Here is a 12,564-nt window from a genome sequence, read left to right on the forward strand (position 1 = left end):
ACCTGCTCAACCGGGTCTTCACCGCCTGCCACCCGGTGCTGTCCCCGGACGCCCGCGTCGCGCTGACCCTGCGCGTCGTGGGCGGGCTGACCACCGAGGAGATCGCGGGCGCGTTCCTGGTGCCGGAGTCGACCGCGGCGCAGCGGATCGTCCGGGCGAAGAAGGCGCTGGCGAAGGCCGGGGTGCGGTTCGAGACCCCGCCGGACGAGCAGCGCGCCGAACGCCTCGGCTCGGTCCTCGGCGTCCTCTACCTGATCTTCAACGAGGGCTACTCGGCCACCGGCGGCGCGCACCTGGTGCGGCCCGACCTGTGCGCGACCGCCCTGCGCCTCGGCCGGGTGCTGGTCTCGCTCGTGCCGCGCGAGCCCGAGGCGCACGGCCTGCTGGCGCTGATGGAGCTCCAGGCGTCCCGCATCCGCGCCCGCACCTCCCCGGTCGGCGCGCCGGTCCGGCTGCTGGACCAGGACCGCTCCCGCTGGGACCGGCTGCTGATCACCAGGGGCCTGGCCGGGCTGGAGCGGGCGGAGCGGCTGGGCGGCGGCCCGTACACCGCGCAGGCCGCGATCGCCGCCTGCCACGCCCGCGCCGCCACCGCCGAGGACACCGACTGGGTGCGCGTGGTCGGCCTGTACGAGCTGCTCGCGCTGCGCACCCCGTCACCGGTGATCGCGCTCAACCACGCGGTGGCGTGCGGCATGGCGTTCGGGCCGGAGGTCGGGCTGGAGCTGGTGGACGAGCTGCTGGGGGAGAAGGCCCTGGCCGGCTACCACCTGCTGCCCAGCGCGCGCGGCGACCTGCTGGCGCGCCTCGGCCGGACCGGGGAGGCCCGCGCCGAGTTCGAGCGCGCCGCCGCCCTGACCCGCAACGAGCCCGAGCGCGCCCAGCTCCTGGCGCGGGCGCGGGAGTGCGGCTGAGGCCGCCACCCCCGCGCCGCGCCACCCCTGCCGGTACGCTGGCCGCACACCGATCCGAGGAGGTGAGTCCCATCAACGCTGGTCGACGCGGGGCGCTCCCTCCTGGCGCGCGGTAGGGGCCGCAGCCGGAGCGCCCCGGCAACCACCCCGGACCGGCGCCCCATGCCCCCCACCGACCACCTCCGCACCACCGTCGTGGACCGCCTGCGCGCGGCCGGGTGCGTGTTCGCCGAGGACGAGGCCGACCTCCTCCTCGCCGCCACCACCGCCCCCGCCGCCCGGGACGCCCTGGTCGCCCGCCGCGCGGCGGGCGACCCCCTGGAGCACCTGCTCGGCTGGGCCGAGTTCTGCGGCCTGCGGATCACCGTCGCCCCCGGCGTGTTCGTCCCCCGCCGCCGCACCGAGCGCCTGGTCGACCTGGCCGCCGCCCTGGCCCCGCCCGCCCCCGTCGTCCTCGACCTGTGCTGCGGCTCGGGGGCGCTCGGCGCGGCGCTCGCCCACCGGCTGCCCGGCGCGCGCGTCACCGCCGCCGACCTGGACCCGGCCGCCGCCGAGTGCGCCCGCCGCAACCTGCCCGCCCCGCACCGCGTCCACCGCGGCGACCTGTACGACCCGCTCCCCGACGACCTGCGCGGCCGGGTCGACGTGCTGCTCGCCAACGCCCCGTACGTGCCCACCGGCGCGATCGGCCTCATGCCCCCCGAGGCCAGGGACCACGAGCCGCGCACCGCGCTCGACGGCGGCTCGGACGGGCTCGACGTGCTGCGCCGGGTCGCGGCGGGCGCGCCGGACTGGCTGTCCGGGCGCGGCGCGCTGCTGTTCGAGATCGGCGAGGCCCAGGTCGACGGCGCCGTCGCCGCCGTGCGCGCGGCGGGCCTGACCGCGCGCGTCGAGCACGACCCGGACTCCGGCGGCGCGTCCGTCGTCGCCACCCGCTGAGCCGCCCCCGCCCGCCGCCGCCCACCACCCCGCCCGAGGCGTGGGACCGCCTCGACAGACCACCCCGCCCCCGGTGATCCTCACCCCGTGGTCGACGTGGACGTAGTGGTGGTCGGTGGCGGTGCGATGGGGTCCGCGGCGGCCTGGCGGCTCGCCCTGCGCGGGGCCGACGTGCTGCTGCTGGAGCGCTTCGCCCCCGGCCACACCGAGGGCGCCTCGCACGGCGCGTCCCGGATCTTCCGCCTGGCCTACGCCGACCCGCTCTACGTCCGGCTCGCCGCCCGCGCCCTCCCGCTGTGGCGCGAGCTGGGTCCCGAGGTGCTCCAGGAGACCGGCGGCGTCGACCACGGCGACCTCACCGGCATCCAGGACGCGCTCGCCGCCGAGGGCGTCCCCGCCACCCCGCTCGACCCGCGCGAGGCCGCCGAGCGCTGGCCCGCCCTGCGGTTCGACGGCCCCGTCCTGCACCACCCGCGCGCGGGCAGGCTCGACGCCGACCTGACCGTCCGCACCCTCCAGGCCGCCGCGAGGGCCCACGGCGCCCAGGTCCACCACGGCGAGCCCGCCCTGCGCCTCACCCACGGCGCGAACGGCGTCACCGTCACCACAGGGCGCGCCACCTACCGCGCCCGCCAGGCCGTCGTCGCCGTCGGCGCGTGGACCCGCGGGCTCCTCGCCCCGCACCTGACCCTCCCGCCCCTGCGCGTCACCGAGGAGCAGCCCGCCCACTTCGCCACCGGCACCGACCGCTGGCCCTCGTTCATCCACCACCGGGGCGCGGGCACGGTCTACGGCCTGCTCACCCCCGGCGAGGGCGTCAAGGTCGGCTTCCACGGCGGCGGCCCGGAGACCGACCCCGACCACCGCGACCGCACCCCCGACCCGACCCGCCAGGCCGCGCTGCGCGACTACGCCGCGGCCTGGCTCCCCGGCGCCGACCCGGACCGCGCCACCCCGATCAGCTGCACCTACACCAGCACCCCCACTTCGGACTTCGTCCTGGACCGCGCGGGCAACCTCACCGTCGCCGCGGGCTTCTCCGGCCCCGGCTTCAGGTTCACCCCCGCGATCGGCGAGGTGCTGGCCGACCTGGTCCTCGCGGGCGCGCGCCCCAACACCCGCTTCGCCCTCCCTGTTCCCGACTGACCGGGGTTGCCCCGACCGCCGCAGCGGACGTCCCACCCACTGGTCGCCCCTGCCGGAAAGCCTTGCCCTGAACCAGAATCCGCCCCATGGGAACCGAACTGCGCCTGGCGGTGGCACTGGACGGGACGGGGTGGCACCCGGACGGGGGCGACGGCCAGGACGGCGGTCAGGGCGGTGGTCAGGGCGGCGGCCCCGACCCGCGCCCGCTGTCCGCCCGCCACTGGACCGGGCTGGTCCTGGAGGCCGAGCGCGGCGGCATCGACCTCGTCACCTTCGAGGACACCCTCGGGCACCGGGCGAACCAGCTCGACTCGCTGCTCGTCGCGGCCCGCGTCGCCCCGCTCACCAGCCGCATCGGCCTGGTCCCGACCGCCATCACCACGCACACCGAGCCGTTCCACCTGTCCAAGGCCGTCGCGACCCTGGACCACGTCAGCCTCGGCCGCGCGGGCGTGCGCCTGCGGGTCGACGGCGACCCCGCCACCGCCCGCCACTTCGGCCGCCGCGACCTGCCCCCGCTGCCGCGGTCCGGCCGCCCCGACGACGCGGTCGTGGCCGACCTGTTCGCCGAGGCCCGCGACTACGCCGAGGTGCTGCGCAGGCTGTGGGACAGCTGGGAGGACGACGCGGAGATCCGCGACGTCGCCACCGGCCGGTTCGTCGACCGGGACAAGCTGCACCACATCGACTTCCGGGGCGGGCACTTCGCCGTGAAGGGCCCGTCGATCACCCCGCGCCCACCCCAGGGCAACCCGCCGATCGCCGTGCTGGCCCACGACGCGGAGCGCTCCCACCGGCTGGCCCGCGAGTCCGCCGACCTGGTGTTCACCACCCCGCGCGACGCGGCCGACGTGCGCCGCACCGGCGCGGAGATCGGACGGGCGCGGCACTTCGCCGACGTGGTCGTCGCCTTCCACGACGACCGCGACCTCACCTCCGACGCGCTCGTGCACACCGGCGGTCCGGCCGAACTGGCCGACCTGGCGCAGGAGTGGCACGAGGCGGGCGCGTTCGGCCTGCGCCTGCGCCCCGCGCGCCTGCCCCGCGACCTGGCCGCCATCACCGGCGAGCTGGTGCCCGAGCTGCGCCGCAGGGGCCTCGTCCCCGCCGAGCCGCGCCCCGCGACCACCCTGCGCGGCCTGCTCGACCTGCCCCGTCCCGCCAACCGCTACGCAGCTCCCAGGGGTGCCTGATGGTGAAGCAGATCCGGCTGGCCGCCCACTTCCCCGGCGTCAACAACACCACCGTGTGGAGCGACCCGGCGGCGGGCAGCCACATCGACTTCGAGTCCTTCCGGCACTTCGCCCGCACCGCCGAGCGCGGCCGGTTCGACTTCCTGTTCCTGGCCGAGGGGCTGCGGCTGCGCGAGCAGGGCGGGCAGCTCTACGACCTGGACGTGGTCGGCAGGCCCGACACGTTCGCCGTGCTGGCCGCGCTCGCCGCCGTCACCGACCGGATCGGGCTCGCGGGCACGATCAACTCCACGTTCAACGAGCCGTACGAGGTGGCCCGCCAGTTCGCCAGCCTGGACCACCTGTCCGACGGCAGGGCCGCGTGGAACGTGGTGACCTCGTGGGACGCGTTCACCGGCGAGAACTTCCGGCGCGGCGGGTTCCTGCCGAAGGAGCAGCGCTACGAGCGGGCCCGCAGCTTCCTCGACGCCGCCTCGGTGCTGTTCGACTCCTGGCGCGACGGCGGCGCGTTCGCCGTGCGCGACGAGCACTTCGACGTCGAGGGCCGCTTCGGCCTGCCGCGCACGCCCCAGGGCCGACCGGTGATCATCCAGGCCGGGGACTCCCCGGAGGGCAGGGACTTCGCCGCCGCCAAGGCCGACGCGATCTTCAGCAGGCACGCGGGAGCGGAGGCGGGCAAGGCGTTCTACGCCGACGTGAAGGGCCGCCTGCCCGCGCACGGCAGGGCCCCCGAGGACCTGGTGATCCTGCCCGCCGCCACGTTCGTGCTCGGCGACAGCGACGCCGAGGCGCGCGAGCGGGCGCGGGAGGTGCGGGCGCAGCAGGTCAGCCCGCAGACGGCGATCAAGCTGCTGGAACACGTCTGGAACCGCGACCTGTCCGACCTGGACCCGGACGGCCCGCTGCCGCAGGACGACCCGGTCGTCGACGGCGGCACGCTCGCGCCGGGGCGGGCGAGCGTGCGGATGTACCGGGACCCGCTGGCGACGGCGCGGGAGTGGCGGGAGCTGTCGCAGGCGCGCGGGTTGTCGGTGCGGGAGCTGATGATCGAGGTGACCGCCGAGCAGACCTTCGTCGGCTCCCCGGAGACCGTGGCGAGGTCGATCGACGACCTGGTGCAGCAGGACGCGGCGGACGGCTTCGTGCTCGTCCCGCACATCACGCCCGGCGGGTTCGACGAGTTCGTCGACCGGGTGGTGCCGCTGCTCCAGGAGCGAGGCGTGTTCCGAACGGAGTACGCGGGCACGACCCTGCGCGAGCACCTGGGGCTGAAGCCGCTGGGCTGAGCGGACGCGTTGCGCGGGAAGGGGACCGCGCGGGGGGGAGGGCGGCGACTGGCCCGGTGGTCGTGGGGCTGACGTCCTAGTCGCCGCTCCACCCCGGCGGTCCGGTGGCCGACCCGGTCGGGCGGCGGATGCCGAGGGCTCCCTTCTCCGGCCGCGCGACCAGGGCCAACCGCCACCCCGACCGCTGGGGCCCGGCTGACCAACCCACGCCGCGACCACTCCTGACCCTCGCGGATGGCGCCACCTCGGACGCCACCCCAGGCCCGGTCGTGCACATCACCACGGTCACCGACCAGGTGGTGACCCCGCAGGCGCCCGACGCGGCGCTGTGCGCGGACCTGGTCCAGCGCAGGCGCCAGTACGTCCCGTGGGCCAGGGCCTGGACGCGGTGACCCTCACACCCCCGTCACCCCTCACACCCCAGGCGCCAGCGCCGCGGGCTCCGCCGCCGCCAGGTTCTCCGGCAGCCGCAGCCCCTGCGTCAGCGGCACCAGCTCCGCCTGGAGCACCAGCGCCGCCGCGCCGATCGCGGGCGCGGTCGACGCCGAGCGCGACAGCCGCACGTCCACCCCGCCGCTCGCGCGCCCCACCACCGCCCGCCCCAGCTCCTCCCGGATCACCGGCAGGTACACCGACCCCGCGACCGCGAACCCCGGCCCGGTCAGCACCAGCACCTCCAGGTCCATCAGGTTCGCCAGCGACCGCGCCGCCACCGCCACGCACCGCGCCGACCGCTCCAGCAGCCCCAGCGCCGCCGCCTCCCCCCGCCGGGCCGCGCGCGCCACGGCCGCGAAGTCCGCCGCCACCGACCCGCCCTTGAGCTCCCGCGCCAGCGACGGCGCCTCGCCTGCCTCCGCCACCACCGCCGCGGGCCCCGCCATGACCTCCAGGCACCCGCGCCCGCCGCACCAGCACACCGGCCCCAGCGCGTCCACGCTCACGTGCCCGATCTCGCCCGCGTCGCCGCCGTTGCCCCGGTAGGTGATCCCGCCGATCACCAGCCCCGCCCCGAGCCGCGTGCCCATGCACAGCGCCGCCGACGTCGCCGTCCCGCCGATCCCGCCCGACCAGTGCTCGCCCAGCGCGGCGGCCGTCGCGTCGTTGTCCACCGCCACCGGCAGCCCGACCGCGCGCCGCAGCTCGCCCACCAGGCCCTCGACGTCCGCGCCCGGAGCCCCCGGCGACACCACGCCGACCCCGAGCACCAGCTCCCGCTCGATCCCCACGCCCTCGACCAGCGCCGACACCGAGTCCGCGACCTGCCCGACGACGGCGGCCGGGTCGGCCACGCCCGGTCGCAGGATGCGCGCCACGACCGCGCCGCCGAGGTTGGTGAGCACGTACGTGTTGCCCGCGTGGTCCAGGTGCACGCCGACCGCGTACCGCGCCGAGTGGTTCAGCTGGAGCAGCACCCGCCGCTTGCCGCCGGTGGACTCGGCCCGCCCGGTCTCCACGACGAGCCCCTCGTCGATCAGCTTGCGGACCACCGTGGAGATGGTCGCCCCGGTGAACCCGGTCGCCCCGATCAGCCCGACCCGGCTGATCACGCCCGCCGCCCTGATCACGTCCAGGACGGTCGCCTTGCTGCTCGCGTGCGGTGTGGCCCGCCCAGGTCCGCTCATGCCCCCACTCCACCAAACCCGCCGGAGAACCGCTCGAAGGCTACCAACCGACCACCACCCGGTGACCGTTCCGCGACGCCCAGGTATTGACTTCGTTTCTTCAATGACTAAACAATCCTGCCCAAGCCGGGCGGCTCGCGCCACCAGCGGGCCGCAAGCCACGAAAGGAATCAACGATGTTCCTGAAGGCACAGCGCTCACGCAGGCGGCTAGCGGCGGTTGTCCTCGCCGCGGCGTTGGCAGTTGCCGGCTGCGGCGGTTCCGGGGGCGGCGGCGGGACGGCCGCCGACACCCTCGTCGTCTACACCGGCCAGGCGGGTGACTGGCAGCTCAACTTCAACCCGTACTCGCCCACCCGCATCGAGGGCCTCGGCACGATCTTCGAGCCGCTGTTCTTCTACAACATCACCGGCTCCAGCGACCCCGTGAAGCGCCTCGGCGAGAGCTTCGAGTGGAACGCCGACGGCACCGTGCTCTCCATCACCACCCGCGCGGGCGCCACCTGGACCGACGGGAAGCCGTTCACCGCCAAGGACGTCGTCTTCACCCTGGACATGGTCGCCAAGACCCCGACCATGAACAGCGTCGGCTACAAGGGCAAGGCCACCGCGATCGACGACACGCACCTCACGGTCACCTTCGACGAGCCGTCGTACCTGGTCGGCCCGCAGGTCCTCGGCCGCACCTGGATCGTCCCCGAGCACCTGTGGGGCCAGCTGTCCGACCCGGCCACCGACGTCATCGCCACCCCCGTCGGCACCGGCCCGTTCCAGCTCGACGAGTTCAAGGCCCAGGCCTTCACCCTCAAGGCCAACGAGGGCTACCACAGCGGCGCGCCCGCGGTGAAGAAGATCCGCTACCTCTCGCTGTCCGGCAACCAGGCCGGGGCCGACGCGCTCAAGGCGGGCCAGGTCGACTGGCAGACCGGCCCCGTCCCGGACATCGCCAACGTCGAGAAGAACTACCCCGGCTACAAGGCCAACACCACCCCGATGAACCAGGCCGCGCTGCTGACCTGCTCCAACGCCGCCCTGGGCTGCGAGGGCCCGCAGACCGACCCGGCCGTGCGCAAGGCCGTCCACTACGCGCTCAACCGCACCCAGGTGAACTCGCTCGCGTTCGAGAACACCGCCAGCGAGATCTCCCCCGGATTCGCGCTCCTCGGCCGCGACGACGACGTGATCTCCAGCAAGCTCGCCGAGCGCACCGCCCCCATGCAGCCCGACACCGCCAAGGCCGGACAGCTCCTCGAAGGCGCGGGCTACGCCAAGGGCGGCGACGGCTTCTACGCCAAGGACGGCAGGCAGCTCGCCCTCAACGTCAAGGTCGTCGCGGGCTGGACCGACTACATCACCGCGCTCGACACGATGACCCAGCAGCTCCAGCAGGCGGGCATCAAGCTCAACGTGCAGCAGTCGTCCTGGAACGAGTGGGCCGACGCGCGCGGCCAGGGCAAGTACCAGCTGATCATCGACTCGCTCTACCAGGGCCCGGCCGCCGACCCGTTCTACCTCTACAGCTACTTCTTCGCGACCTCCTCCACCGCGCCCGTCGGCCAGACCGCGACCCCGAACTTCGCCCGCGTCTCCGACCCGGCCATCGACGCCGCGCTCGACGCCCTCAAGGCGATCAACCCCGAGGACACCGCTGCGCGCCAGCCGCACCTGGACGCCATCCAGACCCGCGTCGAGGAGACCGTCCCCTACATCCCGCTGCTGACCGCGGGCACCACCAGCGAGTACAACGCGAAGAAGTTCACCGGCTGGCCCGACGAGTCCAACCCGTACGCGTTCTTCGCCGTCTGGTCCGCGCCGGACAACTCCGAGATCTACCGGACCCTCAAGCCCGCCGGTCAGTGACGCGATGCGGTACTACGCGCGGAAGCTGGGGTTCTACCTGGTCGCCCTCTGGGCGGCGCTCACGCTGAACTTCTTCATCCCCCGGCTCATGCCGGGCAACCCCGTCGACACCCTCATGGCCAAGCTCGCCCAGCGCGGCGGCCAGGTCGACGCCGAGGCCCGCCGCGCCTACGCGCTGCTGCTCGGCGGCGACAGCGAGGGAACCCTGCTGGAGCAGTACTTCGCGTACCTGGGCAACCTGGCGCGCGGCGACCTGGGCGTGTCCGTCAGCGCGTTCCCCGCGCCCGTGTCGGAGGTGATCTCCGGCGCGCTGCCGTGGACGGTCGTGCTGGTCGGCGTGGCCACGGTGCTGTCGTTCCTGCTCGGCATCGGGCTGGGCGCGTTCGTCGGCTGGCGGCGCGGCACCTGGCTGGACTCGCTCGTCCCGGCCACCACGCTGCTCGCGGCCGTGCCGTACTTCTGGCTCGCGCTGATCCTGGTGGCGCTGCTGGCGTCCGGGCTCGGCTGGTTCCCGCTCATCGGCGGGTACGACGTCGTGCTCGACACCGGCTGGAACGCCGAGTTCATCGGCTCGGCGGTCTACCACGGCACGCTGCCCGCGCTGACCATCGTGCTGTCCTCGATCGGCGGCTGGCTGCTGGGGATGCGCAACATGATGGTCTCCACCACCGCCGAGGACTACGTGCTCACCGCGCAGGCCAAGGGGCTCAGGGGATCGCGGGTCATGGTCCGCTACGCCGCGCGCAACGCGGTGCTGCCGTCGTTCGCCGCGTTCGCCATCTCGCTGGGCTTCGTGGTGTCCGGCTCGATCATCACCGAGCAGGTGTTCTCCTACCCCGGCATCGGCTCCAAGCTGCTGCAGGCGGTGCAGAACAACGACTACGCCCTCATGCAGGGCATCTTCCTGGTCATCACGATCGCCGTGCTCGGCGCGAACCTCGTGGTGGACCTGCTCCACACCGTCGTCGACCCGCGCACCCGCGCCCAGGGCTGAGAGGAGCGCGCCCATGACCACCCCCGCTCCCGTGCCCGCCGCCGAACCGGCGGTGCGCGCGGGCTGGCGCTCGATGCTGCCGCGCTGGTCGCCGAAGCTGGCGGTCGGACTCGGCCTCATCGGGGCCATCGCGCTGTTCGCGCTGATCGGGCCGCTGCTCACCGGCGACCCGGCCACCATCCGCGACATCGGCCTCACCCCGCCCGGCGGCGAGCACCCGCTGGGCACCACCCAGACCGGCCAGGACGTGCTGGCCCAACTCGCCCACGCCACCGGCGGCTCGCTCGAGCTGGGGCTCGCGGTCGGCGTGCTGGCCACGCTGCTGTCCGCGCTGTTCGGCATCGTCGGCACCTACGTCGGCGGTGTGGTGGACGAGTCGTTCTCGTTGTTCTCCAACGTGATGCTGGTGATCCCGACGCTGCCCCTGGTGATCGTGATCTCCGCGTTCGTGCCCGCCGAGCAGCGCGGCGCGTGGACCATCGCCCTGGTGCTGGCCATCACCGGCTGGGCGGCGTCGGCGCGGGTGCTGCGCGCGCAGACGCTGTCCGTGCGCACCAGGGACTACGTGGCGGCGGCGCGCGTCGCCGGGGAGAAGCCGTGGCGGGTCATCGCCGTGGAGATCCTCCCGAACCTGCTGCCGCTGCTGGCCTCGCAGTTCGTGTACACGGTCATCTCGGCGATCCTGAACGAGGCCGGGCTGTCGTTCCTCGGGCTGGGCGCGTCCAACTCGTCCACCCTCGGCACGATGCTCTACTACGCGCAGAACGGCTTCGCGCTCCAGCGGGAGGCCTGGTGGTGGTTCGTGCCGCCGGGGCTGCTGATCGCGCTGTTCGGCTGCGGGCTCGCGCTGGTGAACTTCAGCATCGACGAGATCATCAACCCGAAGCTGCGGGACGTGCCGCTGCGGGTCGAGGAACCCGAGCGCGCCCCCGCGCCCGTGCCGCGCGCCGACGAGGACGCGGTGCTGACCGTGCAGGGGCTGTCCGTCGAGTACCGGACCGAGCGGCCGGTGCGGGCGGTGCGGGACGTGTCGCTGACCCTGCGGCGCGGCGAGATCCTGGGCCTGGCCGGGGAATCGGGCTGCGGCAAGACCACGCTCGCGTACGCGGTGAGCAGGCTGCACCGGCCGCCCGCCGAGATCACCGGCGGGACGGTCACGTTCCACGGCGAGCGCGACGAGGACGTGCTGGCGCTGCGGCCGGAGGAGCTGCGGGCGTTCCGCTGGTCCGAGCTGTCGATGGTGTTCCAGGGCGCGATGAACGCCCTGAACCCGGTGACGACGGTCCACGCGCAGCTCGACGACGTGCTGGTGACGCACCGCCCCGGCACGGCCAAGGCCGAGCGGCGGGCCCGGTGCGCGGAGGTGCTGGGCCTGGTCGGCGTCGACCCGGCGCGGCTCGACTCGTACCCGCACGAGCTGTCCGGCGGGATGCGGCAGCGCGTGGTGATCGCCATGGCGCTGCTGCTGAACCCGCAGATCATGGTGATGGACGAGCCGACCACGGCGCTGGACGTGGTGGTGCAGCGGGGAATCCTGCGGGAGATCCTGCGGCTGCGCGACGAGATCGGCTTCGCGGTCCTGCTCATCACCCACGACCTCCCGCTGCTGCTGGAGGTCGCGGACCGGATCGCGGTGATGAAGGACGGCGAGGTGGTGGAGCTGGCCGACGCGGAGCGGATGCGCCTGCGGCCGGAGCACCCGTACACCAGGCAGCTGCTCGACTCGTTCCCCAGCCTGACCGGGGAGCGCGGTTCGTTCGTGCGGAGCGGGGGGAGTCCGGCGTGACCACGTTGCAGGCGCGGGAGCTGGTGAAGGACTTCACCGTGCGCTCGGGGTGGCGGCGCGACCGGTTGCGGGCGGTGGACCGGGTGTCGTTCGAGCTGACGCCGGGGCGCACGGTCGCGCTGGTCGGCGAGTCCGGGTCGGGGAAGTCGACGATCGCGCGGATGATCGCGCGGTTGGAGCGGCCGACGTCGGGCGGGATCGTGGTGGAGGCGGACGGCGCTCGGGTGCCGGACCGGGCGTACCGGGACCACGTGCAGATGGTGTTCCAGGACCCGTTCGCCTCGCTGAACCCGTTCCACACCGTCGAGCACCACCTGGTCCGGCCGCTGCGGCTGCACGGCCTGCCGTCCGGTCCGGCGCAGGTGCGGGCGCTGCTGGACCGGGTGAGCCTGCCCGGCGAGCTGGCGTCGCGGCGGCCCCACGAGCTGTCCGGCGGGCAGCGGCAGCGGGTGGCGATCGCGCGGGCGCTGGCGCCGGGGGCGAAGGTGGTGGTGGCGGACGAGCCGGTGTCGATGCTGGACGTGTCGATCCGGTTGGGCGTGCTGAACCTGCTGGCGAGGTTGCAGCGCGAGGAGTCGCTGGCGGTCCTGTACATCACCCACGACCTGGCGACCGCGCGGCACTTCTCGGACGACATCCTGGTGCTGTACAAGGGGAAGGTGGTGGAGCGGGGGCCAGCGGACGACGTGATCCTGACCCCCAGGCACCCGTACACGAAGCTGCTCGCGGAGGCGGCCCCGAACCCGGAGGCGCGGGGGAGGGCGTTCACCGTCGACCAGGCGGAGGTGGAGCGCGCGGGCAGGACGGCGGCCTACGACCACGTGA

The 12,564-nt window shown here is 74.4% G+C and carries 11 protein-coding genes; 10 read left to right on the forward strand and 1 reads right to left on the reverse strand.

What is annotated here, in order from left to right; all coding sequences use genetic code 11:
- The 6 genes from ACTUAL_RS09390 to ACTUAL_RS09415 all read left to right on the forward strand — a co-directional run.
- A partial coding sequence (locus ACTUAL_RS09390) for an RNA polymerase sigma factor (protein ID WP_440899981.1) occupies window positions 1–914 on the forward strand: 914 nt, incomplete at its 5' end.
- Window positions 915–1,076: 162 nt separating this feature from the next.
- Window positions 1,077–1,853, forward strand: a complete 777-nt coding sequence (locus ACTUAL_RS09395; RefSeq protein WP_440899982.1) for a putative protein N(5)-glutamine methyltransferase — start codon at window positions 1,077–1,079, stop codon at window positions 1,851–1,853.
- An 87-nt stretch (window positions 1,854–1,940) separates the two neighbouring features.
- Complete coding sequence (locus ACTUAL_RS09400) at window positions 1,941–2,999, forward strand: FAD-dependent oxidoreductase (protein ID WP_440899983.1); 1,059 nt, start codon at window positions 1,941–1,943, stop codon at window positions 2,997–2,999.
- An 86-nt stretch (window positions 3,000–3,085) separates the two neighbouring features.
- Window positions 3,086–4,192, forward strand: coding sequence for an LLM class flavin-dependent oxidoreductase (locus ACTUAL_RS09405; RefSeq protein ID WP_440899984.1), 1,107 nt, complete (start codon window positions 3,086–3,088; stop codon window positions 4,190–4,192).
- Entirely contained in the window at window positions 4,192–5,478 is a 1,287-nt protein-coding gene (locus tag ACTUAL_RS09410) for an NtaA/DmoA family FMN-dependent monooxygenase (protein WP_440899985.1), read from the forward strand. The genes ACTUAL_RS09405 and ACTUAL_RS09410 overlap by 1 nt, the downstream gene beginning before the upstream one ends.
- A gap of 104 nt (window positions 5,479–5,582) precedes the next feature.
- Entirely contained in the window at window positions 5,583–5,870 is a 288-nt protein-coding gene (locus ACTUAL_RS09415) for a hypothetical protein (protein ID WP_440899986.1), read from the forward strand.
- 21 nt (window positions 5,871–5,891) lie between these two features.
- Here the strand turns inward: ACTUAL_RS09415 and ACTUAL_RS09420 are convergent, their stop codons facing one another.
- Window positions 5,892–7,100: an ROK family transcriptional regulator gene (locus tag ACTUAL_RS09420; protein ID WP_096496816.1), complete on the reverse strand. Its 1,209-nt coding sequence runs from the start codon at window positions 7,098–7,100 to the stop codon at window positions 5,892–5,894.
- A 236-nt stretch (window positions 7,101–7,336) separates the two neighbouring features.
- Here ACTUAL_RS09420 and ACTUAL_RS09425 point away from each other — a divergent pair, with 236 nt between their 5' ends.
- The 4 genes from ACTUAL_RS09425 to ACTUAL_RS09440 form a co-directional block, all read left to right on the forward strand.
- Window positions 7,337–8,959 (forward strand): ABC transporter substrate-binding protein, encoded by a 1,623-nt coding sequence (locus tag ACTUAL_RS09425; protein WP_440899987.1) that lies wholly within the window; start codon window positions 7,337–7,339, stop codon window positions 8,957–8,959.
- Between the two features lie 4 nt (window positions 8,960–8,963).
- On the forward strand, window positions 8,964–9,953 hold the full coding sequence (locus ACTUAL_RS09430; protein ID WP_096496814.1) for an ABC transporter permease: 990 nt from the start codon (window positions 8,964–8,966) through the stop codon (window positions 9,951–9,953).
- Window positions 9,954–9,966: 13 nt separating this feature from the next.
- Window positions 9,967–11,739 carry a dipeptide/oligopeptide/nickel ABC transporter permease/ATP-binding protein gene (locus ACTUAL_RS09435; RefSeq protein ID WP_440899988.1) on the forward strand — a complete coding sequence of 591 codons (1,773 nt, stop codon included), beginning with the start codon at window positions 9,967–9,969 and terminating at the stop codon, window positions 11,737–11,739.
- A partial coding sequence (locus ACTUAL_RS09440) for an ABC transporter ATP-binding protein (RefSeq protein WP_440899989.1) occupies window positions 11,736–12,564 on the forward strand: 829 nt, incomplete at its 3' end. The genes ACTUAL_RS09435 and ACTUAL_RS09440, both read left to right, overlap by 4 nt.

The organism is Actinosynnema sp. (assembly GCF_052038725.1).

Excerpts from the sequence above, each read along its gene's own strand:
- ACTUAL_RS09405 (WP_440899984.1), top strand. The coding sequence starts at position 3,086 with ATGGGAACCGAACTGCGCCTGGCGGTGGCACTGGACGGGACGGGGTGG.
- ACTUAL_RS09410 (WP_440899985.1), top strand. The coding sequence starts at position 4,192 with ATGGTGAAGCAGATCCGGCTGGCCGCCCACTTCCCCGGCGTCAACAAC.
- ACTUAL_RS09430 (WP_096496814.1), top strand. The coding sequence starts at position 8,964 with ATGCGGTACTACGCGCGGAAGCTGGGGTTCTACCTGGTCGCCCTCTGG.
- ACTUAL_RS09435 (WP_440899988.1), top strand. The coding sequence starts at position 9,967 with ATGACCACCCCCGCTCCCGTGCCCGCCGCCGAACCGGCGGTGCGCGCG.
- ACTUAL_RS09395 (WP_440899982.1), top strand. The coding sequence starts at position 1,077 with ATGCCCCCCACCGACCACCTCCGCACCACCGTCGTGGACCGCCTGCGC.
- ACTUAL_RS09420 (WP_096496816.1), bottom strand. The coding sequence starts at position 7,100 with ATGAGCGGACCTGGGCGGGCCACACCGCACGCGAGCAGCAAGGCGACC.